At 66.7% G+C, this 25,976-nt stretch carries 25 protein-coding genes; 12 read left to right on the top strand and 13 right to left on the bottom strand.

Annotated elements, in window-relative coordinates; genetic code table 11:
- Positions 1-88 precede the first annotated feature (88 nt).
- Positions 89-922, bottom strand: a complete 834-nt coding sequence (locus SACTE_RS15560; RefSeq protein WP_014046990.1) for a PIG-L family deacetylase — start codon at positions 920-922, stop codon at positions 89-91.
- A 525-nt stretch (positions 923-1,447) separates the two neighbouring features.
- A complete protein-coding gene (locus tag SACTE_RS15555) occupies positions 1,448-2,665 on the bottom strand; it encodes a serine hydrolase domain-containing protein (RefSeq protein WP_014046989.1) in 1,218 nt (405 codons plus the stop codon).
- A 554-nt stretch (positions 2,666-3,219) separates the two neighbouring features.
- Here SACTE_RS15555 and SACTE_RS15550 point away from each other — a divergent pair.
- Positions 3,220-3,963 carry a hypothetical protein gene (locus SACTE_RS15550; protein ID WP_014046988.1) on the top strand — a complete coding sequence of 248 codons (744 nt, stop codon included), beginning with the start codon at positions 3,220-3,222 and terminating at the stop codon, positions 3,961-3,963.
- Between the two features lie 170 nt (positions 3,964-4,133).
- On the opposite strand, the gene SACTE_RS15545 is transcribed toward SACTE_RS15550, so the two are convergent.
- Together SACTE_RS15545 and SACTE_RS34605 are read right to left on the bottom strand one after the other, a co-directional pair.
- A complete protein-coding gene (locus SACTE_RS15545) occupies positions 4,134-4,583 on the bottom strand; it encodes a hypothetical protein (protein ID WP_014046987.1) in 450 nt (149 codons plus the stop codon).
- Between the two features lie 392 nt (positions 4,584-4,975).
- On the bottom strand, positions 4,976-5,149 hold the full coding sequence (locus SACTE_RS34605) for a hypothetical protein (RefSeq protein WP_014046986.1): 174 nt from the start codon (positions 5,147-5,149) through the stop codon (positions 4,976-4,978).
- Between the two features lie 302 nt (positions 5,150-5,451).
- Here SACTE_RS34605 and SACTE_RS33250 point away from each other — a divergent pair, with 302 nt between their 5' ends.
- From SACTE_RS33250 to SACTE_RS15500, 9 genes are all read left to right on the top strand, one after another.
- The gene (locus SACTE_RS33250; RefSeq protein ID WP_078492630.1) at positions 5,452-6,243 is read left to right on the top strand and encodes a Crp/Fnr family transcriptional regulator; all 792 of its coding nucleotides are present in this window, start codon (positions 5,452-5,454) and stop codon (positions 6,241-6,243) included.
- Between the two features lie 3 nt (positions 6,244-6,246).
- On the top strand, positions 6,247-7,170 hold the full coding sequence (locus tag SACTE_RS15535; RefSeq protein ID WP_014046984.1) for a hypothetical protein: 924 nt from the start codon (positions 6,247-6,249) through the stop codon (positions 7,168-7,170).
- Entirely contained in the window at positions 7,167-9,344 is a 2,178-nt protein-coding gene (locus SACTE_RS15530) for a hypothetical protein (protein ID WP_014046983.1), read from the top strand. The genes SACTE_RS15535 and SACTE_RS15530 overlap by 4 nt, the downstream gene beginning before the upstream one ends.
- Entirely contained in the window at positions 9,341-10,225 is an 885-nt protein-coding gene (locus tag SACTE_RS15525) for a hypothetical protein (protein ID WP_014046982.1), read from the top strand. The genes SACTE_RS15530 and SACTE_RS15525 overlap by 4 nt, the downstream gene beginning before the upstream one ends.
- Positions 10,226-10,453: 228 nt before the next feature.
- Positions 10,454-10,699: a hypothetical protein gene (locus SACTE_RS15520; RefSeq protein WP_014046981.1), complete on the top strand. Its 246-nt coding sequence runs from the start codon at positions 10,454-10,456 to the stop codon at positions 10,697-10,699.
- A complete protein-coding gene (locus SACTE_RS15515; protein WP_014046980.1) occupies positions 10,686-12,710 on the top strand; it encodes a hypothetical protein in 2,025 nt (674 codons plus the stop codon). The genes SACTE_RS15520 and SACTE_RS15515 overlap by 14 nt, the downstream gene beginning before the upstream one ends.
- 12 nt (positions 12,711-12,722) lie before the next feature.
- The gene (locus SACTE_RS15510; protein ID WP_014046979.1) at positions 12,723-13,451 is read left to right on the top strand and encodes a hypothetical protein; all 729 of its coding nucleotides are present in this window, start codon (positions 12,723-12,725) and stop codon (positions 13,449-13,451) included.
- Positions 13,448-13,720 (top strand): hypothetical protein, encoded by a 273-nt coding sequence (locus SACTE_RS15505; RefSeq protein ID WP_014046978.1) that lies wholly within the window; start codon positions 13,448-13,450, stop codon positions 13,718-13,720. Before SACTE_RS15510 ends, SACTE_RS15505 begins: the two co-directional genes overlap by 4 nt.
- 250 nt (positions 13,721-13,970) lie before the next feature.
- A complete protein-coding gene (locus SACTE_RS15500) occupies positions 13,971-14,849 on the top strand; it encodes a hypothetical protein (protein WP_226995167.1) in 879 nt (292 codons plus the stop codon).
- A gap of 333 nt (positions 14,850-15,182) precedes the next feature.
- Here the strand turns inward: SACTE_RS15500 and SACTE_RS15495 are convergent, their stop codons facing one another.
- Positions 15,183-15,584, bottom strand: coding sequence for a hypothetical protein (locus SACTE_RS15495; RefSeq protein WP_014046976.1), 402 nt, complete (start codon positions 15,582-15,584; stop codon positions 15,183-15,185).
- Entirely contained in the window at positions 15,581-15,829 is a 249-nt protein-coding gene (locus SACTE_RS15490; RefSeq protein WP_014046975.1) for a type II toxin-antitoxin system CcdA family antitoxin, read from the bottom strand. The genes SACTE_RS15495 and SACTE_RS15490 overlap by 4 nt, the downstream gene beginning before the upstream one ends.
- Positions 15,830-16,193: 364 nt before the next feature.
- Between SACTE_RS15490 and SACTE_RS35070 the strand changes: the two genes are divergently transcribed.
- Positions 16,194-17,183 carry an HNH endonuclease gene (locus SACTE_RS35070; RefSeq protein WP_226995166.1) on the top strand — a complete coding sequence of 330 codons (990 nt, stop codon included), beginning with the start codon at positions 16,194-16,196 and terminating at the stop codon, positions 17,181-17,183.
- Between the two features lie 494 nt (positions 17,184-17,677).
- The gene (locus SACTE_RS15480; protein ID WP_014046973.1) at positions 17,678-18,058 is read left to right on the top strand and encodes a hypothetical protein; all 381 of its coding nucleotides are present in this window, start codon (positions 17,678-17,680) and stop codon (positions 18,056-18,058) included.
- Positions 18,059-18,211: 153 nt separating this feature from the next.
- Here SACTE_RS15480 and SACTE_RS15475 read toward each other — a convergent pair whose 3' ends face one another.
- From SACTE_RS15475 to SACTE_RS15455, 7 genes are all read right to left on the bottom strand, one after another.
- Positions 18,212-19,372 (bottom strand): hypothetical protein, encoded by a 1,161-nt coding sequence (locus SACTE_RS15475; RefSeq protein ID WP_019992550.1) that lies wholly within the window; start codon positions 19,370-19,372, stop codon positions 18,212-18,214.
- Positions 19,373-19,622: 250 nt separating this feature from the next.
- Positions 19,623-20,927: a hypothetical protein gene (locus SACTE_RS34280; protein WP_014046971.1), complete on the bottom strand. Its 1,305-nt coding sequence runs from the start codon at positions 20,925-20,927 to the stop codon at positions 19,623-19,625.
- A gap of 254 nt (positions 20,928-21,181) precedes the next feature.
- Positions 21,182-21,922, bottom strand: a complete 741-nt coding sequence (locus SACTE_RS34275) for a hypothetical protein (protein ID WP_141707994.1) — start codon at positions 21,920-21,922, stop codon at positions 21,182-21,184.
- Between the two features lie 307 nt (positions 21,923-22,229).
- Entirely contained in the window at positions 22,230-22,559 is a 330-nt protein-coding gene (locus SACTE_RS15470; RefSeq protein WP_014046969.1) for a MazG-like family protein, read from the bottom strand.
- Between the two features lie 27 nt (positions 22,560-22,586).
- The gene (locus SACTE_RS15465) at positions 22,587-23,909 is read right to left on the bottom strand and encodes a UDP-glucose/GDP-mannose dehydrogenase family protein (protein ID WP_014046968.1); all 1,323 of its coding nucleotides are present in this window, start codon (positions 23,907-23,909) and stop codon (positions 22,587-22,589) included.
- Between the two features lie 106 nt (positions 23,910-24,015).
- Entirely contained in the window at positions 24,016-25,248 is a 1,233-nt protein-coding gene (locus SACTE_RS15460) for a hypothetical protein (protein ID WP_014046967.1), read from the bottom strand.
- A gap of 391 nt (positions 25,249-25,639) precedes the next feature.
- Complete coding sequence (locus tag SACTE_RS15455; protein WP_026358976.1) at positions 25,640-25,858, bottom strand: hypothetical protein; 219 nt, start codon at positions 25,856-25,858, stop codon at positions 25,640-25,642.
- Positions 25,859-25,976: the final 118 nt, after the last annotated feature.

Genomic DNA, 25,976 nt, shown 5'->3' with positions numbered 1-25,976 from the left:
CCCTCCGCTCGGCGGCCCCCTCCGGCCGGCTTCGGTCGCCGGAGGGGGCCGAGCCCGTCGAGCGCCGGGCCCCGGTCGGGCGGGCGGCTCAGCGCAGTCCGGCGAAGAGGTCGTTCTCGGGTACGGCGGCGCCGGTGGCGTCCTTCACGCGCACGAAGGTCTCCATGCCCATGAACTCGGCGAACCTCTCCTTGCCCATCCTGAGGAAGAAGATGTTCTCGCCCTGACTGGCGTGCGCGGCCAGCGCGTCGAACTTCTGGCCGCTGAACGCGGTGGCGTCCACCCATGTGGTGATCTCGTCGTCGGGCAGGCCGATCTCAGCCATGGCGGCTGCCTCGGCGGGATCCGGCTCCGGCATGTCCTCCTGGAACTCGCGCATGGTCTCCCCGAAGCGCTGCATCATGGAGCGGGGCATCGTCGTCCAGTACACCTTCGGTGTCAGCGCGGTCATCTCCAGCGCCGCCATCGTGATGCGGTGGGCCTGGATGTGGTCGGGGTGGCCGTAGAAGCCGTTCTCGTCGTAGGTGACGACCACATCGGGCCGGTAGTGCCGCATGAGCTCCGCGAGGCGGGCGGCGCCCTCCTCCACGGGGGTCCGCCAGAAGGATCCGGGGGCGTCGTTGCTCGGCCAGCCGATCATCCCGGAGTCGGCATAGTCGAGCATCTCCAGGTCGCTGATCTTCAGGAGCTCACAACTCGCTTCGAGTTCCCGGCGGCGCATCGAGGCGACGGCTGCCGGATCGTGCCCGGGGTCGCCCGGTTTCACACCCCCCGGTCCGTCACCACATCCGCCGTCGGTACAGGTCACGAGGACCGTGCGGATGCCTTCCGCCGCGTACCGCGCGAGGATCCCTCCGGTTCCGGTGGCCTCGTCGTCGGGGTGGGCGTGCACTGCCATGAGCGTCAAGGGCCGGTCGGTCATGAAAAACGTCCTCCTGCGGAACTACGTCTCGGTCCGAGTGCGCGGCGGGCGTACCGCGATCCGGGGCCCGGGCCGAGCGGGGCGGACGACCATGTCGTCGCCGTGTCCTCCGCGTGCGGCGCCGGTCCCTCGGTGCAACCGTGCCGGCCGGACCGCTTGTTCCCGGCGCGGTTCGACGCGCGCCGGGCTCGGAGGTCCATGGCACGGAACACGTTCGTACGGCTCCTGACCTGCGGGCCCGACTACGAGCGCAGGGCGCCCGACCGGTTCCCTGCGGAGGCCCGCAGGGACGGGTACAGGCCGGCCAGGAGACCCGCCAGGGCTCCGGCGGCCGGGGCTCCGGCGACCCCGGGGCTCCCAGGGCGAGAGGGACGTGCAGGGCGAGACGGACGTCCAGGGCCGGGGTCCACTCCTTGACGGCGGCGACGACCACCACGACGACCATGCCCAAGGCGGCCCCCATGACACCGCCGAGGAGAGCGGAGACGGATGGACCATGGCGCGGTGGGTGGCGGCGACGAGCGGTTACGCGCAGATGGCCGTGTCCACCAGATCCTGTACGTGCTGGTGCGCCCGCAGAATCCCTTCGGGCGCGGCCGCCACCGCGCTCGACAGTGCCGTGACGGCCACCGTCGCCGCGCGGCCGTCGTCCGTGACGCCGCCGAAGGTCTCGTAGCCGTGGATGGAACCGCCGTGGCCCCACAACTCGACACCGCAGGACAAGGGGGTGCGGAAGAGACCCAGGCCGTATTCGGTGTCCGGTGTGACGGAGCCCTCGGCGGCCGGGACCGTGGTCGTCATCTCCTTCAGCTCGGCGGCACCCAGGACCTCACCGCCGAGCAGGGCGGAGAAGAAGCGGTTGAGGTCGCGCGGGGTGGTGACGAGCTGCCCGGCGGCCCATGCCTGCGACGGGTCGAGGCGGGTGATGTCCTCCAGTGGACCGCCGAGTGCCGCGGAGCCGTAGCCCGTGGGGTGGGTGCCCCGGATGCCGCGCTCGCCGGCGTTCGGCCAGTAGGTGTCCTTGAGGCCGAGGGGGCGCACGATCCGGTTCGTGATCTCCTCACCGACGGGCCGGCCCGTGACCTTTTCGACGAGCAGGCCCGCCAGGATGTAATTGGTGTTGCTGTACTGCCACTTCGCGCCGGGCTCGAACACCGCCTTCTCACGCAAGGCGAGGTCGAGCATCTCGCGCGGGTTGTAGTACGTGTCGCGGATCTCGAACGGGTTCGGGGCCAGCGACCGGGTGTAATCGGGAAGGCCACTGGTGTGCTGGAGCAGGTTCCGCACGGTGATCCGTGTCCCGTCGATGCCGTCGCCGCGCACCAGACCCGGCAGGTACGTCTCGATCGGTTCGTCCAGGTCCACCTTGCCCTCACCGACCAACTGGAGCACGACAGCCGCGGTGAAGGACTTGGTGTTGCTGCCGGCCCGGACCTGGCCGTTCACCGGCACGGCCGAGCCGGTCTCCAGGTCACCGGTGCCGGCCGTGTAGTCGCGGACACGTCCGTGGGAGCCCTCGACGGCGGCCAGTACGGCGGGGAAACCGTCCTCACGCACCAGGTTCCTCGCGCCCTCGCTCACCGCGTCGCGGTTACCGGCATGTCCGGGGGCGCCATAGGCCAGGGAGCCGCTCACAGCGAGCCCGCCGCCCAGGACCGCCAACGCGGCGACCACCGACACCCCGCGGCGTCCGCGCTGCTTCTTCGGCTGGTTCCGGGCAGAGGGGTGAAGACGAACCGACACGGTGTTCCTTCCAACAGGGCTGTTCTCGCGACTCGTTGATCATGTCGCCGATCGGCCGCCCGCTCGATGGAGCCAGCCTGCTGAAAGGGGGTGGAGGTAGCACCACCCCGGCTGTGGGGGGTCCCACAGCGTCAGTTGGTGGAGTGGACCGGCCCGGACTTGTGGTGAGCCGCCGCATCGGCACTGCATCGGCCGGTTCGCTGCTCGGCCGGTCCGCGGATGGCGTGGACAAGCGGAGGTATGGCGGTGAACGCGCCGGTCATGCCGGTCATACAGACCTTGCGGCACCGGACGGCGAGCGCCCCTCGGTCTGCCCGGCGTTCACCGGGCGCTCAGCGCCATGACGCGCGCCGAACCGTGCCCACGAGGAGGCCGCATGCCGCACATGGGCCCGGGAACGACATCTCTGCCGGGACGGGACGTACAACTGGCTGCCCTGACGCGTCCGTTGCATCCGTTGAAGGCATGACAAAGCCGTGTGGCCGGGATGTCAGAGGGCCGTCCTAAGGTCTTACGGACAGGCGGCCGGCCTACCGGTCCACAGGGGAGAGCACGTGAACGACGGTATTCAGTGGATGGTCGGAGCGACGACGAGCTCCGGGTGGATGTTGGATGTGTACTTCGCCCGCGGTATCGACACCGATGAGCTGGCATCCCGTATGGGGGCGCCACAGGGGGCGAAAGCGGAACCGATGACCGACGCCGAGACAGCGGACCTTGACGTCGACGCTTCTTCCGACAGCGGACCGGACAGCGCTGTGGTTCGCATCGGCGAGCACGCAGGTTGGGCGTACGCCATCACCTACGGCCCCTTTCGCGAACGACTGGAGGAGGTCTCACGCGACGGTGTGGAAGCCGTTCACTACCACTACAACTCCGAGCACCCGCCCACCATCGTCATGTACGCACGCGACGGCCGCACGATCTGTGGCTACGGACTGTGCGAGGAACGTCACCGCTATGGCCAGGAGAGTGATCTGCTCCTCCCCGACCTTGTGGCCGCCGGCGTCCTGCACCCTGGCGGCGAGACCTACTGCGCTCCCGACGACGACTACGACGAGCGAAGGCGCCGCGGCCTGGCCGTCTTCGAGAAGCGCTTCGGCCTCTCGTTGCCCCGCACTGTACTCACCGAAGACGCCCTCCCCGTATATGCGATCATGGGCTCACCGCACCCCGACTTCGACGAGATCAGTGCGTGGGCCGCAGCCAACGGCAGACCTCGCCCCAACGAACGTCTGCGCCTGATCCCGGTTGGCCTGCGCCGGGAGTACGAGCGGGTCACCGACCCACTGCGCTGAGAACGCCGAAGACACCTTCGAGGCGGCGACGGCCGAGGCATCGCCCCGAGCACGTCACACCAGCGGGGTCCTGGACGCCACGATTGTCCGTAGTACGAAGCGGTGGGCGTCGTACCTGACCGCCGCTGTCCGCTCCGAAGGCACGGATGGGGCCCGTCGACGGCAGGTCATCAACCTGAGGCCTTGTGCTGAAGCGGGTGACAGGAAACGGAAGCCGCCGTGGTGCAGACGCTGCGGTGGTGCGGAGGCCGGGCCCAGAAGGCTTCGGTGACGACGATCTGAGGGTCGGCGTGGCGGCGCATGAAGGTGTAGACGAGCCAGCCGCGTCCGCCGGCCAAGTCCACGATGTGGGGGCCGCCGGGGCTCGTGGAAGCCGGCGGTCGGACGGTCATCCAGTGCGGGAGCGAGGCATCGGCGTCGATTCCCCGGAAGTACGGGTCTTCGGTAGCGATCAGTTCCGCACGGGCGCTCATGTCCAGGTCACTGCCTTCGGCAGGCATGCCCTGGAAGTCGTGCTGCACTTGCTTCGTCTGGGGACCGGCGAGCTCGGAGAGCGCTGCGGGCAGGTGACGGGCGAACTTGGCACGACGAAGATCGGAAAGGCCAGGCTGTAATGCCATACGTCGATTATCCAGGAAGAGTCGGCAGTGAGCTGCTTGGTTCGCAGACAACGCTTCTGTGAGCACGAGGCGGGCTCGACCGGTGACTGCCCTGCCAGCTGCGAAGCCGCCAATAAAGAAGCCCCGGCCCGTTGGCCTGGGGCTTTTTCATGGAGCGGGTGACGAGAATCGAACTCGCGCTCTGAGCTTGGGAATCAGCGGTTCCTGGATAGCTAAAGTGGCTTTGAACTGGACGTTTGCCCCGGGTGGGCGAGGTTGGTGGGGTCTCTGGGCGTCGTACATGACCCCTGTTGCCCGCTCTGCCGGGCACGGATGGGGCACGAGCGGTGGCGTCTGCGGATGTCCGCTGCAGTGCGCACCGGCGTCGGTGTGGACGCCGTGCGCGCTCACGCTCACGACCAGTGGGAGCAGTCCTCCGCGGAGAGCTCCGCGACCGCTGCCTCCGTCCCGCCCTCGAGGTCCGGGATGTATGGGTGGACGTCGGGCAGTGGTGTGCAGAAGGTGACGTTGGAGGTCAGTAGTGCCTCGTCGCTATTGGCGAAGGAGAACGAGACGTGGGGTCTCACCGCGTGCCACCGAGGTGTTTCTGTGCAGGCGTGCAGGCGGGCAGGCGGGCAGCGGGCAGGTAAGGCACTTCTGTACGAGAAGGGTGCGCGTTGGCCGTTGGAGTGAGCAGGCCGACGCCATGGCCCCAAGGACACCGCGTTCGAGTGGTTGCTGCGAGGAAGGGGACTGCGCTGCGGCGTGCGCTCGGTCGTTCCGGGAGGAAGGCTCGCCGAGTAAAGAGCTCCGGGCTCTTGTCCCTGCGGCGAGGGCGGAATGCTGAATTCGGCACTTACTCGGAGGGCTCCTCCTCTACTGTGATCGCATGAGCGAAGGTCGCCCCCTCTCGCTGTCGCCTCTTCGTGCTCTAGTGTCATGCGAGGAGTGGGCAGAACTGACTCGGTACCCGGCGCAGACCTACCTGGCGGGTCGAGCGCTGCTACGTCAGGGTGACAAGGGAACCCACGTACTTGCACTGGTCAGTGGATTGGTGAAGGTCGTCCGCACCGACCGCGACGGGCGGCAGCGGCTTCTCGCCTTCCGTGGACCAGGTGAGATTCTTGGCGAGATGGCGCTGCAAGGTGCAGGCATGCGCATGGCTAGTGTATGGGCAATGAGCAATTGCAAAGCTTCCATTGTCTCTGGGGAGGATTTCCGGCACCTAGTGGACAATCGCCGACTCGCCTATCCGCTCGCGGTGATGTCCTCCCGTCGCCTGTTGGAGCAGGCCGAGATCCATGACGGAGCGGTGCACGAGCGGCTCGCCGTGGCTCTGCTTCGACTGGTCGAGGCGTCTGACGGAGAGCGGTCCTTCGACCTCACCAGGGAGGACCTGGCACTGCACATAGGGGTAGGCCGCAAGGCCGTCAGCAAGGCGCTGGAACAGCTCGGACAGGACCGGGTGGAGGCCGGAAAAGGGCGGATCGACGTGATCGACGTGGACGGGCTGCGAGAGATCGTCGACTCCGGAGCGCGGTGTGCTCCACGTCACTCCTCATCCGGTCCTGCGGCGCAGACCGTTCCAGCGCCCACTGTGAAGCTCGAAACGCGAGCCACCGCACACATGAGTGCCCCGGCCCGATCTCCGAGAGGTCGGGTGGGCTTCACAGAGGAGTGACATATGCGCGAATTCACGAGCGAATTGCCCCGGCGAATCGTCCGCCCCTACACCCACAGTCGGCTACTGCCCGACTATCGAGGCATCCTGGCCGTGGACGCCAAGGGCTTCACGGGACGCCCGGCGATCGAGCACGAAGCCGTCAGCCGGGCCGTGCCCGACCTTCTCAAGGCCGCGCTGTCCAGGGCGGAACTGGGGGACCTCTGGGAGGACCGCGCTTTCCCCGCCTCGACCGGCGACGGCTACGTCTTCGGGTTCGACCCCGCACAGATGCCCTTCGTGATCCACCCGCTGCTGCTCACGCTCCAGGACGTGCTCACCGAGTACAACGTCCTGTCCTGCGGGGCGGTGCCCATCAGGCTCCGCGCCAGTGTGCACGTCGGCCCGCTGCCCGACACCGGCGACGAGTTCAGCGGCAACGGTACGGCGCGCAATGACACGCACCGCCTGCTCGACTCCCGACCCGTCAAGGCGGTGCTCGCCTCTCACAAGGAGAACATCACCCACGTCGCGGCGATCCTCTCCGACCGCTGCTACGAGGACGTCGTCGCCAGCGGGTACACCGGACGCCACCCCGACCACTTCGTGGAGGTGGCGGCGACGGTCGAGGGCAAGCCGTTCTCCCAGCGGGCCTGGGTCTACGTACCCCAGCCGTCGGGGCCGCTTTACGAGGATCCCTCGGATGTCGCCGCCACCGAGGAGTCCGCGGCGGAAGCCGTCGGTCCGTTGCCGTACGAGGACACACCGACTCCACAGGTGGGGAACAGTGCCCCCAGCGGCAACATCAATACCGGCACGGTCCACGGTGGGCAGAGCGTGGCGAACCACCATGTCGCCGGTGATCACGTCGAGGGTAACAAGGCCGGGCGTGTCCGCGGCTTTCAAGGGGACCAGGTCCGCGGCTACAAGTACCAGGGGCGGCAGTGACCCCGGACGAAGAGCCGCGGCCGGCGGAGCCGCCCGGCTTGGCACCGGCTGCCCTGGAGCCGCCGCCTGGCGACGGGCCGTCGCGTACCGACGCCGAGCCCGACATTCCCGAGCTGCTCGACGCCATCGGCGCGGACAGGAGGGGTTCGCTCTCGTTCGTGTACGCCCCACGGGGAAACATCAACTCCGGAGCCGTCCATGGTGGCCAGCGCGTGCACAACGGATCCGAGAACGAAGGGAAGGGACCCGGGGAAGGCAGGGTGCGCGAGGGGCCCGTCCCGGAGTCCGAGGTACAGGCCGCCGCCTTCGGGTTCGCGCGACCCGACTGGTTCGGTGAAGCGCTCAAGGAGTTGAAGGAAGGACCGCTCTTCCTGGCCGGGCGTCCGGGGTCGGGACGCCGGACCGCGGCGCTCAACCTCCTGCGCGAACGCTGCGGGGAAGGGGCCCGGCTGCGGGCGCTGGACAGCGTGACCGAACTGGACCGCTGGCGGCCCACCGATCCCTCGGCCCGGGGATACCTGATGGACGGGCTGTTCCCCTCCCGTCCCCTCGGCCCCGGTGTCCTGGCGCATGTGCGCTCACTGCTCAAGCAGGCCACGGCCCACATGGTGATCACGCTGCCTGATGACGCGGCGCTGCTGCGTCGCCTCGAACAGGAGTTGCACGTCCGGCCCATCCGGTGTGTACCACCACCGCCGGCCATGGTCTTCGGCAGCTATTTCGAGGAAATGGTCCCGGACCAGCGGGAGCGGGAGCGTCTGCTGTCGGCACTGAGCCGGAGCCATGAGCTGAGCGACCTCCTGGTGCCGGAGTTGGTGCCGGCCGAGGTGGTGGAGCTGGTGACGGCCATCGCGGCGGCTGACGGCGACCCGGACGCGCTGGGTGACCTGGGAGGTCGGCTGAGCTATCGAGCAGAACAGGAAGTTCCGGAACTCATGCGGAAGTTACGCGGAGACCCGGACGCGCTGGCGTTTCTCCTGGCCGCCTCCGTCTACGAGGGCCTGGACCACCGGCTCGTCAGGGACGAAGCCACCCGCTTGCTGAAGCTGTCCGAAGGCCGTCTGATGGAGGAGCTGCCGCCGACGGACTCCTCGGGAGCCGAAAGGGGCGGGCGGCCGAACCCGGACTTCGTCTTCCGGCGGTCCCTGACCGACCTGCTGCACAGCGTTCACGCCGTCCGTCAGGACCGCGCCATCAGTACGGAGGGTGCCTACGCGCACAGTGTGCAGGGGGTCGTGTTCGTCAGGCACCGGCAGGCCGAAGCAGTGCTCAGACACGTATGGCGTGAGTACGGACAGTTGTCGGACCTCCTGGTCGAGTGGCTGCGCGAAGTCGAGCGCTCCACCGAACTGACCCGGCCAGTCGGCCAGTTCATGGGCAGGGCGGCGAGGTGGGGAGGTGGACGACGTGCATTGCGGCACATCCAGGCACTCGCCGAGTCGGACCGTACGACCAGCCGACTCATCGCGGCGAACGCGCTGGGCATCGCGGCCGAGGATCCGGTGCTGGTCGCGGAGGTGCGCTATCGCCTCCAGCGCTGGAGCCTGGCAGCCGGCGTCCACCTGAGGACGACAGTGGCGTACACCTGCGGTGCGGGATTCGGGCTCGCACGACCGGACCTGGCCCTGCGGCTTCTTCACGATCTCCTCCTCGGTGCACGGAGCCGTCCTGGCGGGGCGGGTCAGGACGACGACGGAGATGTCCTACTGGCCGTGCGGGTGGCGATCCTGAGTCTTTTCCAGGCCGGCAACGAGGCGAAGGTGTTCGCCCGGCTCGTCGAATGGCTGAACGCAGAGCGATTGGACGTGGAACAGGTGCTTTTGCTGTTCAGCCAGTTGCTTCAGTCCCCGGGATGGTTCATGCGGGGACTCGCGGACGCAACTCCGGAGGCGGGGGCGACAGTCGAATTCGTCCGCCGCGCCTTGAACACGGAGAGTTCGTTCGATGCGACCTGCGCGGCATTGCTGCGTTGGGCTGACTGGGCGCGATGGGACGAAACACAGTTCCGCGCGGTGGAGAACCTGTTTGCCGCATTGGGTCGTGCCATGCAATTCGGTGAATTCCGATTGTTCGTCGAAATGGACGAGGCGGGCGCTGACGGGTGGCCCGGACTGAACACGGCGCGGGCTTCGCTCAGCAGATGGCGCGCCGGTGAGCGAGGAGAGGCAGCGTGAACGACGAGTCGACCGAGCGTCTCTATGCCCGGGTCGCCGGCCCGCCCTGGAAGGCAATCCTCCGTCAGCGCTGGTCCACGACCAGGGACTGGTCCCTGGTGCTCAGGGACGAGGCCGGGGACTACCGATTCCTCGGCCACGGTGGGGATCCTGACGATGCCGGAGCCCACGGGCCCGCGCCGGTGGAGGCGGCTCCGCCCGGTCTGGGCGGACGGTACACCGATGTCTTCCGGGTGGACACGACCGAGCACGTGGACTCGCAGGCAGTCGGCCTCCCCACTGTGTACGGAACGGAATCGGTGGACCTCTGGGTGTCGTGGTGGGTCCATGACCCCGTACGCGTCGTGCGTACGAGGACCGCGCACGGCTGGCATGTCGTGCGTACCCGTCTCACCGGTGCCCTGCATCACCTGGCCGAGGCGCAGGCAGTGGCCGGGAGCGGGCTGGGGGCCCCGGAGATCATGCAGTACCTCGGCGGGCCCCAGCGGCTGGACGAAGCCGGTCTGAGCTACCGGGTGTTCGACGTACGGCTCCGTGAAAACGGTGAGGAACTCCTGATCGGCCAAGACGCGGACGAGGGAGTCCGCTACTCCTGGACGGCCAGCCGTCGTGGGGAGTACGAGTTCTGCCTCCAAGCGCTGCAGGCCGGGCCGGCGTCGCTGGCGGCGCTCTGGCTCCTCAGACATCCTGACCAGGTGCGCCAAGTGCTGGACTGGGCGGTCGACCACCAGAGTCTGCTGAGCCCTCCGCGCAGTGACTGGCAGGAGGAGTTGGCCGTACTGCTGGGCACGCTGACGGATCAGGAACGCAAAGAGATTTCCTACATGCTCCGGGACCGGATCTCCGCGCTCGGGCGTCCCGTTCCGGGCGGGGCCATCTGACGTCAGAGGTTCCGCTCGGCAATCGAATGAATAGGCGAGTGCACTGTCTTCGGGCAGTGCACTCGCTCTTTTTTGTATCGAGGTTCAGATCGTTCCTTTCTGTGACTGCGGTCACCTGATTTCTGGGCCTCGGGAGCGGATGCACGCACCGAGACGCGGGATTCTCGATGCGTCAAGGAAAGGGGTGCCCGATCCGTTTTCCGGGTGTCCAGAGGATTGAGGGGCGACATGCGAGCAGAAGAGAATCGACGCACTGACGAGGTCATCGAGTTCCCCCGGCCGCGAGAGGCCGCTGAGCCGGTGGCCGCCCGCCGTGCGCTCCCCGGCGCCGGCGCCGCGGCTGAGGCCCCTGCGGCGACGGTCCTGAACGCTGAACGCGGGATCATCAACACCGGCACCGTCCACGGCGGCCAGCACGTCACCACCATCGAGCTTTCCGGCCACGTCGACGGTGGAACCGATGGACACAACTGAGATTCCCCGAGGCAGTGACCTCGATGCCGTCGTAGCAGCCCTGGCCGGCCGGGAGATGGTCGTCGTCGCTCCTCACGGCACCGTCAACACCGGACTCGTGACGGGCGGTCAGCGGCACACCGTGTCCCACCCGGCCGAGGGCGGCACGGCAGCAGGGCCGATGCGGCAGGGCCCCGTACGGGCCAAGCACGTGGAGGCCGCAAGACGGCGCTTTGTGCGGCCGCCCGGCTTCCAGGACGCGCTTGCCGCGCTTGACGCAGGCATCACCGTGCTTCTCGGAGACCCGGGGTCGGGACGTGAGACCCATGCCCTCAACCTGCTGGCCCATGGGCATAAGGACCCCGTGCTCGTCCAGGTGGACGGGACCGTCAACTTCTCCCGATGGAGCCCGCGGGCCCAGGGCGTGCACGGATACCTGGTGACAGAGCCCTCGGACCCGTTCGCGCTCCGGGCATGGGATCTCTCCCGCCTGGAGAGCCCCCTGGCCGAGGCCGGGGCGCGTCTGATCATCGTGCTGGCGGATGTCCCGGGGCTGGCCGGTACCTTGGCGGACCACCTGGGCATGCCAGTGGTGCACCACCTGCCACCGGACCCGCGCAAGGTCTTCGGCGCCCACCTCGCCGACGGATCCTCGAACGAGGAAGAACGTACCGGGTGGTTGGGGGCCCTGGAGCCGGGTCAGCTCGACGAGTTGTTGCCCGAAGGGCTTCCGCCCCGCTACGCGGCACGAGCGGCGGAGGCCGTGCTCCGGCTGGGTGTCGCCGGCGGAGCGGGCGGTGCCGAGGTAGTGCGCGACGTGGCCCGGACCGAGGGCGCCGAAGTTGTCGCCCGGGCTCAAACGGATCCCACTCTGCGCGCCGACCTGCTCGCGGTCACCGTCTACGGAGGGCTGCACCGCGGCGTCGTGACGGAGCGGGCCCGGGATCTGCTCCGACTGGCGGGGCTGGGAGGGGAGCAGGAGACCGATGTCAGGATTTCGCCCGGCCACGCGCCGGGCGGGACCCGCCGGTGGCCTGAGACCCTGCGGCTTCTCGGGGCCCACCGTGCCCGGGGCGACGGGGAGGCGAGCACAGACACGGTGTCCTTCTTCTGGCCCGCCGTGAGCGAGGCCGTGTGGGAGGTCCTGTGCCGTGATCACACGGATCTCGTGCCCCTGCTGCACTCCTGGCTCGCCTGCCCCGGCCCCGAGGCGGAGCAGGTCGAACGGGCCGGGCGGGCGGTCGCCGCCATGGCAGTGGCGACCGGCGGCCGGTCCATGGAGCACCTGCGCGACCTGGCGCTGGCCCCGTCACGCCTGGCTCCTCAGGTGGCGGGGTGGGCCCTGGGGACGGCAGTTCAGGACCCGGCAGCGGGAGGGGCAGCGGCTGAGCTGCTCGAACAGTGGAGTGTCACCGCTGAGGCGCCGCTGCGCGAAACGGTGCTTCACGCCTGTCACCCGGACCGCGGCCACGTCACGGAAGAGCAAGCCCTGCGGTTGCTGCATCAGTTCATGACAACCCTGAACGGCGACACGGATGCCCCATCCGTCCTCACCTTCGTCGCGAAGACGCTGGTGCGGCGTTTCGAAGCCGGGGACTCCGACGCCAGGACAACCGCCCTGCGCCGGATGTGTGACTGGTCACGGACGGAGGACGTTCCCAGCCTGCTGACGGCTCTCTGCTTTCCCCTGATGGTGGACACGGACCTCGCGTGGTGGAGCGGCCGGGTGCTCGCCGACGCCGAGTCGGCATCCAGCACAGTTCAGCTGACAGCACATGCCCTCAACGAGGCGGCCGCCTTCGCGGCCATGCGCGATGCCCTCCTCGACTGGTGTGCCGAGGCGGCTTGCGCGGAGCACCCGTCCCGGGCACTGAGCGAACTCCTCGACGGTCTGGTGTCCGCCCGCCAGCCCGGTTTCCTCCGCTGGCTCCTGGCTGTCGAACGGGGCCCGGACGGGCTGCCCGGCAAGGAGCCGGCAGCCCGGGCGCTGGCCGCGTGGCGCGCCGAATCACCTGTCTCGAACTCCGATTGATCAGGAGGACCGATGTCACTTCCCCCACACCCCGGCATCTTCGCCGCCGTTGAGCGTCGCTGCGCCGACAGTGAGCCCACGCCCCCGTTACGTCTCCACGACGGATCGGAACAGGCCGACGTGCCCCTGACCCTGGTACGGGCCCGTCAACTGCTGTACGACCGCTCCGCCCACCCCGAGGCACGCGCGAGCCTGTGGCACCAGATCGCGGAGCGCGTCCGCTCAGACACCGTCGGGACCGACTGGCCGGAGGCCGTCGTGTGGCTGGGACTCCCGGGGCTCCGGCGCACCGCCTACAAGATCACCTGGCGCTTCCGCGCCGAACGGGGCGACGTCGAGGCCGAACTGATCACCTGCTACCTCGAAGCGCTGGCCGGTCTGACGGCGGATGACCCCGACCCTGGCAGTGCGGTGCTGCGTTCGGCCTGCTCACGCGTGTACGGCGTATGGCGCCACGCCCGCCTCGAGGAGCCCGCGGAAGACGTGGAGCGGGCCGGCGGCGCCCCCGTCGAAGCGGAGGCGGCGGACTGCTGGCAGGCGGACTACGACCCGGTCCCACGCCGTCCCGGGCTCTCGGCCACGGTGCGGATCACCGTTCCCGCTCACCGGGTCGAGGGCGTACGCCTAGGCGCCCTGGCCCGGACCTGGGGAGCGGCCGACACCGCCACGAGCGTCGGATTCTCGGGCCGGGGCCGCCAGGTTGCCACTGTCTCCCTGCGCCGCGTACGGAGGAGCGGATGACCGACCGCGTCGTGACACCCCTCACCTTCCGCGAGATCTTCAACCTCCCGGTCAGCGTCAATCTGAGAACGGCGGCCAGCGCCTTCGGAATGTGCCTGGGTACGGCCTACCGGCTGGTCGCCCAGGAGTCCTTCCCGTGCCCCACCGTGCGCGTCGGCCGACGCCACCGCGTGCTCACCGTGGACCTCCTGAGCGCGCTGGGCATCGAGGAACGCCCGGTCTTCGCCGACGAGGTCGCAGACGGAGTGGCGCTCACTCTCTTCGACTGACCTCCCTCTCCACCCGGTCGGTGCCTGGTACGGCCACCGACCGGGCCACCCGACCACTGTGAAGGAGCGTGCCATGCCCACCTGCCTCGCCATCTGCGGGACCACCGCTGCCGTCGACCCTCCTGGTCCATTCCCGCCGGCCAAACAGCCTCGGTACACCGTCCTTTGCGAGGACATCGTGCGTCCCGTATGTGCTCAGCTCGGGATCACCTTCCTACGAGCGGACTGGCTCACGGAGGCCGGCCTGCCCATGGACCAACTGCACCGTATGCTCACCGAAGCAGACGTGGTCGTCGCCGACCTCGGCGGATCGGGGACGGAGCTGTCCTCCGTCCTCGCAGCGCGACAGGCCCTCGGGCGGTGCACCGTCCGTGTCACGGACGGAACCGAACAGCCCCTGGGCTCCGGAACGACGCTTCGGATCCCGTTCCCGTCACCACCTGCCGACACCGCCACCGCCCTGCGGCAACTGACGGGCGCACTAACGCAGGCGCTCGGCCGGGACGGCGTCCTGTCGCTTCCCAAAGAGGCGTCTCCCGGGATCTGTCCGGCACCTGTCGCAGGGGGCGACGATGACTCCCCCGGCTTGTTTGATCTGGTCGTCGAGGCGGAAGCGCAGCTTGAGGCCATCTCCGGTGACATGGCCGACGTGGAGTCCGCCCTGACGGACCTCGGGGAGATGATGGAGCTGATCGGCGAGGAAATGGCCCGTGTCAGCCACCCCGGGGCCTCGATGAACAAGCGGATGGCCGTGATCAACCGCCTGGCCAAAGCCATCGAAGGGCCGGCCGAAGACCTCTTGGCGGCGGCCGAGCGGTTCGCGGCGCGTATGGAGACCAACGTCGAAGCGTTCCGGGCATTCCTCGAATGGGCTGCGAGCACGCCGCGCCGAGAATGGCCTGAGGGCGCGGAGGAGGTGCTGGAGCAGGTCGGCACGGCCGCCGAGGAAGCACAGGGTGCAGCGGGCAACTTCCGTGAGGTCATGGCAGTGATCAGCATGTTTGGCTCCTCCAGCCGTCAGCTGCGCCGCCCCTCCCGGCAGATCAACACGTCCATTCAGACCATTTTCCGAAGCGTTGCCGTGCTGGACGAACTGAGGGGCCGGGCTATGGAGCTGAGGGAGTCCTGAGCCTCTACAGGTCCCGCCGCCCGCGCTTGGGAGCTCGTCGTTCTGGCACGAAAAATGCCGCAGCGTTTTGAAAGGTCTAGATAAGAAAAAGCCCCCGGCCGCTGGCCTGGGGCTTTTTCGTGGAGCGGGTGACGAGAATCGAACTCGCGCTCTGAGCTTGGGAATCAACGGTTCTTACGCTGTTGGAGCAGCCCTGACCTGCGGTTTCGGATTGGGCAGGTGGATGGCTCACGGTCTCTGGGAGCCGTATCTGACCGCTGTTGTCCGCTCTGCTGGGCACGGATGGGGCACGAGAGCTGGCAGTGCGACGCGTGCTCCGGGCGGGCGGGCTGGTCAGAGGGGGATGATGCGGACTCGGCTGCCGCAGAGCTTGGTCATGTCGTCGCTGTCGGACGTCACCAGGGCGACGGGTTTCGGCTGGCGGAGGGCGACCTCGGCGACCGTGGCGTCAATGGCGTACTTGTGCCCGTGTAGCCCGGCGACTTTGAGGAGCTCAGCCGCCGCCTTCGCTGCTTGTTCGGTGACTGGCTCCACCTTGACGCGGGACAGGGTCCAGTTCAGGCGCGGCATGTTGGTGCGGGAGTGGGTGATTTCCACGATGGTGTTGGCCCCGATCATCAGGTCGGCTCCCATCTCGTGGAAGACCTGCAGCATCGCGAGGAACTTGCGGTCCTGGGCGATCCAGGCGGAGAGCCCTTCCGAGTCCAGAACGACTGTCTCGATGCGCTCGCTCACGCGGCGTCCGCGCCCTTGGATGTGCCGGCGGAACCGAAGATCTTCGAGTGGGCCTCGGCGAGCTCCTCGTCGCTGAAGCGTCCGTGCTCTTCTTCATGCCGGCGAAGGTCGTCGCCCAGGAGTTGGTGCCGGATCTGGCGGGCCACGGCTTCCGCTACATAGCCGGAGACGTTGTCCGTGAGCTTGCGGAGCTCCGCCACCTGATCGCTGGGGAGCGTGACGGTGATGCGAGTCGTGGAGGACATATGTCGAGCATACTGAAGTATGCGCGAGAGCGCTTGAGTTTGCGGCACTGACCGTGCCGGTCAAGGTCCCGCGACTGGAGGGACGGCTTCCCGGCGCTGGGGGTACCCGCCCGTGGGCCATGTGCGTATCGGTCAGAAGAGCGGTTCGAGATCGCCACGGCCATCGCTATGGGGCTGCCAGTTCCACAGCTCCCCTAGAAGGGCTCATGGGCGGGGATGTCGTGGCCCCATGCTTCGAGTGCCTTTTGGTTCGATGCAGCTGCATGCCGCTACCGCATCGGGCACGGCATGGTCAAATTCGGCCTCTGGATGTCAGTGCGGTCTGCCATGCTCCCTGTCGGAACGGTGAGGCCTAGGGGGCAGCATGGCGAGGAAGACGCGGCAGCAGACGCGAAAGAAGAAGGCACAGAAAGGGGTCGCGATTTACCATGATATGAAGGTGTATGAGAACTTTGAGCGAAGTGCTCTTCGTATCTTCGAGTGCGTTAAGCAAGCGGAGAAAGCCTCGCCAGGTGCCCCCCGATTTCTCTATATTGATGTCCAAGGCCATAGGAATGGGGCTGGCGGATACGATCATGATGCCTTTGAATTGATTAAAGATTTCGCACTCGGATACTTGGGGGACTATCTCACAGAGATTAGCACTCCCCTCATGTGCGTGCGGAACCCGCGTAAGCAACGCAATGATCTCCCTCATATTCTGCAGATTACGCATCCGGATGATGGTAGTAACTATGGTTATGATGCCAGATCGCTGGCGATTCAACCTCGCGAGAAGGAACCGACTGTTCGGAAGACGGCTCCATCTGTCCGGGCAATCGCTGAATATCTTGGCCTGGACGAGGCTGCCTGCCTCGTCTGTTGGCGGAAGCCCGTAGAGCGTGCACACGTCGTCCCCAGTGCGCTGGGAGGCTCCATGGATGTCAGGAACTTTGCGCTGCTTTGCCCGGGGCATCACGCCGAGGCTCCGGACGTGGCTGATGCGGAGAGCTTCTGGGCTTGGGTCGACTATGCAGAACTGAGGGACAGTCCTGACAAATGGGTAGACGCACCGGAGGAAGTGAAGAAGCTCCTGCGGAGCCATAACGTCCGGATCGGAAAGGAAACCCGCGAACCTTTGTCATTTTTCTCGGACGTAAAGGAGGAGTTGAAATCCCTCTATGGTTGGACAGAGGGCGATTTTGAATCGGTGGCTTGGTCGGATCTGATGGATGAGTTCCATCGCGTCCTGGACGGGGCAACGGGGCGGCACTTCTCCATCGATAAAAAGGTTTCCACTTACGCCTGGGCCTATGATATCGCCCTAAGGAGGGTCAAGGGCGAGGTCGGCCGAGTCATACGGGCCACCCCATAAAGCAGCGGAGTGCGAGCAGAACTTCGTTCTGACCTCGATCGGCTGGGCTATGGATGGTGGCCCATTCCACCGCGAATGAGGATTGCTCTACGGCATGCGTCCGCATCGGAAGCCCCGTGGTTCATATTCATGCTTGCTGCGAGCATGCTCGCTTACATTGTGGTCGCGTACTTCGTGATCGTGCTGGTCTTTTACCGCGATCAGGACCCGCATTGGCGCTGGTTAGTGGCCTGGGCAATCTCGGTCGCGTTGCTCATGAAGCTGTGTGTGAAGACGAGAGGCGCGAGTGTTCCATTCGTCCGTAACCAGCTCACCTTGGAGTGCAAGGCAACGATTCGAGCCTGTGCGGAAGCGTATGGAGCCAGCCACGCTCGGCGTGTGGAGAAGCTGTTCGCGGTTGGGGTCGCGCTGCGTCGTCTTGAAGGGGTCGTGATGCGGGCGCATCGCCGCTCGGGAGCCGTCGCCTTCCTTTCGCCCCGTCGGCGGGAGGTGAAGTGCACGCGGGCCAGGTGGTGGCCAAGTTGCGCGAGGCGGAGGCTGCCCTCGATCACAGTCCCCATGCGGAGGCGCTCAGCGAGATCGCCGGCTTGGCTGCGACGATCGCTGAGCAACACGTGGATGGTCACATCGGAGCACTTCTCCCCAAGCCTTTACTGGAGGGCAAGAAGCCGGTTCGCGACCGAGAGGTGCTCCGGGTAGCCATCGCAGTTGTGCTGATCGCCGGAGGCTTCGTTGGGCTGGCCTTCCTTGGCCTTCCAGACATGGCGACAGTTGCCGCCGAAACCGCTTGGGCTGTGTTGATCCTCATGGCCTTCTTCGGCAGCAACTGGGCGCGCTACCTGCCCGTCTTTGAGCTTTTCAAGCCGGGTCCCTGATAGCCCAGGTGAGATGGACGGGTTTCCGAGTGCTGCTGCCCGGCTCGATGGCACTGGCCTTACTGGGCGACCACAGCGACGCATTATGCACGGGGCGGAGGATCGCGGGGGTGTATATCGCACCGCGCGGTGGACTGTCACGAGACTTCGAGGTTAGAAGGGAGGCGCAGATGCCGTGCCGGTCCTCGGGGGTTCTGCTGCTTCGATCAGCTTGTTGGTGAGTTCGATGGTGGCGAGGTACCACCAGAAGATCCAGTCCAGGAAGGCGTCGTTGTAGTTGGTGAGCTGGCCCGCGCGTCGGTGGCGCAGGTCGAATCCGTTGGCAATCTTGAAAAGGTCCCCGTCGTTGGGTTTCCCGAGTTCATCACGGATCAGGCCGCGCCGTTCCTCCAGGATGCCGACGGCCGCAACGATCGCCGACCGTTTGCTCTCCAGGGATGCGTCGCGGGCGCGGAAGAGTGCGATGGCGTGACGGACGCGGGCGGCGACGGCTGGAGGGCTGTCGTTGAGGACGCGGTGCACTAGCAGGCTGCGTGCGTCGTCGGTGACTGCCACGAGCCGGCCCAGATCCTCCCCCTCAGCGGCGAGTTCGTACCCTGCGTCGACTTCGAGCAGCAGCTCGTTGATCTTCGCGCGATAGAGGACTCGGGCAGGGCCGTTGTGGAACTCCGAGTGGTGCCAGCCACACCCGCTATAGGAATGGAAGCGTCGTAGCCGGGGACGGCTGACGAGGTCATGGAACACCTCGATGAGGCCGTAGAAGATGTCCTCGTCCCAGACTGTCGGGGTGAGCGGCCACAACCCTGGGATGCCCAGGCGCCGGGCGATTACAGCAGAGGCATCGGGCAGGTCGTCCCGTCCGTCGACGCACTCCTCGCCGAACTGTTCAGCCAGGTAGCCCTTCTCCGCGAAGTCTGCGACGATTCGTGCGAACTCACGGCGGGCATCTCGTGGGGTGATCCCGTCCGCCGACAAGCCGCGTCCCCGTCGCTGCGGCCAGTACGGCCGGGGCGCGACCGCGGGCCGGATCTCCGAAGCGCGGCTGATGAGCTCCGAGAACCAGTCCTCTCGGGTTCCTCTCCTGGATCGGCTTTCCCGTGTGGCCCCCCAGGGGTCACGGGGAGCCTCAACCTCCCGGAAGTCCGTCACGGCTGTTGACCCGACCAGTGCCTCAGTCAGGAGCCACTCCGCGCGGTCCTCCCACGGCGCGGTCAGCGTCCTCAGGATGCGTTTTCCTTCCGACGTGAAGAGATCTGTCGGCCACACCAGCTCGTAGTTGCTCAGGTCCACGATCACGGCGTCATCGTCACCCATTCGCACGCACGCGGAGTGCTTCCGGTCGGTAGGTGAGACCCGGATTCGCGAAGCGGAGCCAGATCGATAGCGCATCGACGCACTCTCCCGGTAACTGCCGGAGAGCACTCGCAAGGATTCGGGGTGCGTGGTGAGATGACGTGGTGGCGGAAACGAGGGCGATGAGCCCAATCTCGGAGACATCCGCAACCGATTCGTCTAGGGAGCGGTGATCACTTAAGCCCAAGAAGTTGCTAGTTGTGCGGAAACTCTAAGGCTCGCCCATGAAATCAGCGATCGTAAGCGGAGGATTGTAAGGGAGAGCGGCCGGCAAGCTGCTGAGCTTGTCGAGCAACGCGTCCAGAATAAGGTGTATGCCAGACCAGTCTTGAGACTCGATCATGGAGAGATCATTCTCTGCCGCCTCAAGTTTGGCACGGAAGGCGCTTTGCAATGCAGCCTTATTCGTCACTTCACCTTGGTAGGCGCGGACCTTATTCATGTAGCCCTTCCACTGGACTGGGGCAAGAATCCCATCCGGTGATTCCAATACATCTTTTCCTAGGTAGAGCTCAATCGAGCCAGCCAGTCGGTTTACGTTCATCACCGAGTCCCCTTGCGGCCCTAGTGTGGGGTAGGCGTTTGCCAACGGCAAGTCAGGGTAATGCATAACGCCATAGTGTTCGGGAAGGGAATCGGGCCGCAGGCCAAGCACAGCTTCGTACGCGGCACTGTCATTGTCGAATATTGCTACAATGCGATGAGCGATACCGGCTGCCGCAAAATTCTTCAGCGTCTTCACTGCAGCAGCTGCGCCACCTTCGTTCCCCACGCTGTAGTCCAGGAAGCGGATGTAGGGCGCCAACTCCGGCTTTAGTAGCTTAAGGGCGCTTCGTAGAACTTTTGCGTCGAAGATTCCCTCGGTGATCACGACAGGGGGAGTAGCGTCAAGCTGCCACACCGGTAGCCAGTCGGTGTCAATATCATCCGGCCCGCTGTCGACGACATAATCGGTCAGATCGTAGAAAAGTACATCGTCGTCCCTGAAATTTTGCACCAAGGCCCGCAAGAGTAGTCGCGAGTCCGCCCCGTTGAAAATTGTAAGCGGGTTAAAATCTGGTCTACTCACCTCCTCTTGTTCTATGAAAGTGGCGACTTGCGTCGCCCATGACTCGAAATCCAAACTAAGCCATGTATCCAGCTCATCGCGCTTTTCCTTCGCGTACTCATCATTCAAACCTTGCTCGGCGCAGTAGTCCAAAGCTCTAGTGCAAGACTCGGCTTCCTCCTTCAGTAGTCTGTTCACGCCGCTCCGAAGTAGCCCTTGACCGAACCCCAAGGTATTCAATCGATCCTTGAGGCAAGCCGCCGTTGCGATAAAACCATAAACTTCAAGCTCGTCAACTTCGCAATCGATAACTCCAGCATGCCAGGCCGATGAGTATGGCAGAGCGTCCTCTCCGGAAAGGTACACTGCGTCCGCTGAAGTGAAGAAATCTTCTAGTTCGTGGTGGCGTTCGTTTCGGTAAGTGAAGATCGCATTGCCGTTTACGTAGATCCCTGAATAGTCGGCCATCTGATCATTCTGATGATAGGCGTCTGGCGCGTCAAGCGGTATTGTTCGAATGCAACACTTCGATACCTACGGTGAAGCCGCAGATATGCGGAGATGGGCGCCATGGGGGAGTCCAGGGCTCACCTTGGCGCCGTGGTTCCCCTGCCGGCACAGGTCGGGCCCGGGCCCCTTCCGTTCTGTAGCTCTCTCGCGGGCATCGAAGGCTCGTTCACAGCTTGATCCTGACAGGCGCTTGTGTCTGCCACCCATCCCAACTAAAACAGTGGTTGCTGGTGTCCCCGCGCTTGTAGCCAATCAGCCATCTCTCGGCAACTGCTCACATAGGCGCGTGCGGCTTCCGGGCTTAGGTTGAGCGGCATGTGATGTGCAGCCCGGTTACGCACTTTGCTCAGTTCCAGAATTGAGATCTTGATGTTCTGTGGAAGGTTCAGGCGATCAATTACCCGCGTGATGGGCAAGGGGCGGCGATCGGACACCCCAAGTTCCACTTCTTCTAGCCGTCGAAGCTCTGCCTCGACGAACCACCATGCAGCGACAGCCGCCGCCTCCGGCTGCAGCCGAGCATAGGACAGCAGCCGATCTTCCTCGTCCACCCTCACGACGCGAATCCGAACATCGGCAGCTTCCGTGGGCTCTTCGCCGGGACCTCGTTGATCGGGCACCTCGCCCCCTGCGGACTCGTTGTTGAGGACCGCCACCTCTGCGTCTGTGCTGGCCTCGATGATCTCTCCGGAGAACTCAGCGTCGATACCGGGCGCGCTCAAAGCTTTCACTCTCCGGATCAGGTCGCTTAGTTGGCTCCGAAACCCGTAGACGATCGCGACAGTCGCGGCCGGCCATATGAGGACCTTGAGGTAATCGAGTACCAGTCTGGCAATCTCCACACGCGCATCATGCCGTAGCTCCTGGTGCAGCGCGGGCAGTCGGGAAATCTTGAAGTGACGAACGGCTGCTGCCTCATCACCCCCCTTGCCACCACTCACCTGGGAGCCCACGCCGCTCACCACGCTCCGGGCGCCGTTCGCGAACGGCGCCCCTCCCATCCCGAAGTCTGAGCGCCTCCGCCGGAGGCATGTCTTGAAGCCGCAGGCTTCGTTCTTGTCTCATGCCCTCCGGCCTGTCCACCGAGGCCGCGCGAGCGGGCCGGAGGCAGGAGCGTGGGAGCGGCAAGAGCTGAGTGCCTTGATGAAGTGGGGAAGCTCTACCGCGCTGGGAGCAGGTGCATGCCGCAGGTTGTGTTTCGGACGTGGCCGTCGACTGCGCTCACCTGGAGTGGTGGTCGACGGCCACGTCTGGAGGCCCTCAGGCCACAGCAGCGGCCTCGCGGCCTCTGCGCGTCCTGCGATGAAGGATCTTGTCGAAGGCGGCGCGGGCGCCTGTGGGGTCGATGTAGTGCATGGCCAGGAGTGCGGCGATGACGGCGCCGACGAGGTCGTTCTGGACCTCAGACCAGGTGTGGTCGTCGCTGCAGGTGGTGAGGCCCTTTAGGCCGTGGAGGGCGTGCATGGCCTCGCCGGCTTCCTCGGCGACCTTGCCGACCTGGAGAGCCTTGAGCTCCTCGTCGGGGAGATGGGCGCCGGCCGCTCGGCAGACGGCGGAGAGCTTCTCGATGTTGTCCCACAGGGTGTCCATGGCGGACCTCCGGGTCGATGGGTTCGGCTATTCCTGTGCGGGTCGTCCGAGCTGGCGTACGGTCCATCCGGCCATGCGCCAGGCGTCGGCGTCGATGAGGTTGCGGAGGTCGACGAGGACCGGGGCCGCGACCAGGGGGGCGAGGGCCTTGGGGTCGGCCTCTCGGAAGTGGGGCCACTCGGTGGCCAGGACGATCAGTTGGGCGCCCTGGACGGAATTGTCGAGGGCTTCGGCGTAGTCGAGCTCCGGGTGCCGGCGTAGCGCCGTGGGCACGGCGTGCGGGTCGTGGACGGTGACGGTCGCGCCGCGCTGGTGCATGAGGGCGGCGATCGCCAGGGCCGGGGATTCGCGGACGTCGTCGGTGCCTGCCTTGAAGGAGGCGCCCCAGACGGTGATGCGTACGCCGTCGACGGGGCGGCCGAGCGTCTGCTCGATGAGCTTCAGTGCGGCGGTGGGGCGGGATTCGTTGACCTCCTCCGCCGCGCGCAGCATGGTCGCTGCCTCGGCAGCGCCGAGGGTGCGGGCGGATGCGGTGAAGGCGCGGACGTCCTTCGGGAGGCAGCCGCCTCCGTAGCCGGGGCCGGCGTTGAGGCCGCCGCGGCCGATACGGGGGTCGAGGCCGATGGCCTCGGTGAGCTGCTGGACGTCGGCTCCGGCCGCGGCGCACATGTCGGCGACGCCGTTGATGAATGAGATCTTCATGCCGAGGTAGGCGTTGGCGGCGCCTTTGATGAGTTCGGCGGTGGCGGGGTCGGTGACGAACAGCGGGATCCCGTTCGCCAGGAGAGGTGCGTACACCTGGCGTACGGCGTCCTCCGCGCGGGCCGAGGGGACGCCGACGACGATCCGGTCGGGGCGCAGGGTGTCGTCGATGGCGTGGCCCTCGCGCAGGAACTCCGGGTTCCAGACGACCTCTACGTCTTCACCGGCCGGGGAGAGGCGCGCGAGGAGTGCGCCGAGGTCGCGGGAGGTTCCTACGGTGACCGTGGACTTGCCGATGATCACGGTCGGGCGGGTGAGGTGCGGGGCGAGGGCGCGGGCGGCGCCGAAGACCTGGCCGGTGTCGTAGCTCCGTCCGTCCGCGTCGATGGGCGTGCCCACGGCGAGGAAGTGGACGTCCGCGAACTCGGCCGCCTCTTTGAGGCTGGTGCTGAACCGCAAGCGTCCAGTGGCGGTGTGGGTGGTGAGGAGGTCGGGCAGTCCCTCCTCGTAGATGGGGCACTCGCCGGCGTTGAGGCGGTCGATCTTCGCCTGGTCCAGGTCCACGCCGATGACCTCGTGGCCGATCTCGGCCATGGCAGCGGCGTGGGGGATGCCCAGATGACCGCAGCCGATGACGGATACGCGCATGGGCCGACGCTCCTTTCCTTGCCTTTCGACCGCCCGAGGAGTCCGGGCCGGCCGGGTGCGTCACGCTAGCGCCACAACCCAGCGCGGCCCTCTTCGTGCAGGTGAATCAACCAGCGTGCTGCTTCAGGAGATTGACGAGTGCGGGCAGCGCCTCAGCGGCGGTTGCCCGGCACACCAGGTCGCCGTCCTGGGGCCCCTCCAGCGGGTAAGGCATGAACTGGCCGTCGTGCCAGAAGCCCTCCGGGTCCAGGTAGACGATCTGCATGCCGCGGGCACGGGCGCGAGCCTGGACCTTGCGTCGGTCGGCGTGGAGGCCGACGACGAGGAGTGCCTTGGCGCCGTCGACCCACTCGACGTCGGGTACGGCTTGGTCGTAGCGGCGCATGAAGCATTCGTCGAGCCCGGCACGCGCGGCGAGCACGTCGAAGTTGTTGGTGATGACCGGACCGACGAGGTGCCCGGCGTCCTTCAGTTCCTTCAGTGCCCACATGGCTGGGGTCGGCTCGGCCAGGAAGCAGGCACGGAACATTTCCACGAATTCCGCTGTCTTCTCCTCCGGCTCCGTCAGCACCTCATGGAGGAGTGTGTCCGCTGTCGGGGAGAGGGTGAAGCGGTGCTCCCGCGGCTCGTGGCCCTGGCGGTCGGTGACCCGGTAGATCTCGTGGAGCCGGTGCAGGGGCGGGATGCCCGCCTCGACCGACGTACCGCATCCGATCTCCACCTGGAACGGCCGCATGTCCGCGAGGACGGAGAGGTCCGGCACGCGGGCCGGCGTGCCGGGTCGGTCTTTGAACCTGATTCCGGTGGAGAGCACGTTCCACGGCAGTTGCCGGACAGCGGGCGGCGGCGCGTAGGACACAGAGGCGATCTGCACGTCCAGGCTCCGGTAGCCGGCTGGGAGGACGCGGCCCGCAGCAGCGTCTTGGGGGTGGACGTCGTGCTCGGTGATCCGGCACTTCAGATCCCGTCTGGTCCATAAGAATCCACCGGGAGCCTCCTTCCAGCCGCCAGCGGCGAGCGAATCCCACAGGGCGTCGTGGTGCGCGGCGACCTCGTCGGCCGGGGCAGATGCGGAGTGATAGAGGTACAGGTCAGTCAAGCCGATGGCCGGCGCAGCCGTGGTGGGCACCAGTCCGTACCGGTAGCGGTAGTGGATGATCCGCCGCCGTGCGTCGTCGGAGGCCGCCCAGCCCGACTGGCCGGCGGTGGCCTTCTCCTGGGTGCGGCGCCAGATGCCTTCCTCGATGTAGCGGGGGCGGTCGGCGTCGCCGAAGTACGTCTTCCAGACCTGCTGCTGGTCGGGGACGAGCTGGTCGATGACGATGTACGGGATGTCCATGATCCCTCCCTGGGGAATCACGCGTGGATGTTCCAGATGGCTGACGAGGTGCCGGTCGTCCCGCTCCGGGCAGCCGAAGCCGCGCTGAGCGGGGCGGTTCTTCAGCGCCGCTCGACGAGAGAGCAGCGTGGGAGGCTCCGACGGTCGAGCGCGGGCAGACGGCGGCGGTGCCGGGAGCGGCCTCAGCGGTCGGAGGGCAGACCGGCGTCCGGTGCGACGACGGTGAGCCGCTGGCCTGCTCCTTCAAGGAGGGGGCCAGCGTGCTCACGCAGTGCCCGGGCCGGGCCGACCAGGCTGGCGACGGCCAGAAACGTGAGCGCGATTCGACCTCCGTGGCCGGCCTGTGCGGATGTGGACGCGGCGATTCGGGCATGGCGGCGCCGCGCCCCGGTCACGAGGTGCCGCCGAGGGCGCGTTCATGTGCATCCAAGAGGCGGCTGGTCTGCGCGTACAACCGCTCCAGCTCTGCCGTGGTGAGGATGAGGGCGCCATTGAGGGTCGAGCCGTCATCTAAGTGGAACTCGACGGGGACCGACCCTTGCCGGGCCCTCGGGTCGTAGACCGCATCCCGGCCGGCCAGCAGCGTGGCGTGGGTGGCCTTCACCGGCACGGGCCTGAGCGTCGTCCCGTCGGCGGGCGCGGACCACTGGGTCCCGCCCCCGGGTGGGCGCAGGTGGTAGGTCGTGGCGGAGCCCTCACCGGGGAGAGCGACCACGACCCCCACACGG

This window comes from Streptomyces sp. SirexAA-E (assembly GCF_000177195.2).
GTDB classification, from domain to species: domain Bacteria; phylum Actinomycetota; class Actinomycetes; order Streptomycetales; family Streptomycetaceae; genus Streptomyces; species Streptomyces flavovirens.
The sequence above is the reverse complement of the archived record's forward strand: the minus strand, read 5'-3'. Positions and strand labels throughout refer to the sequence as shown.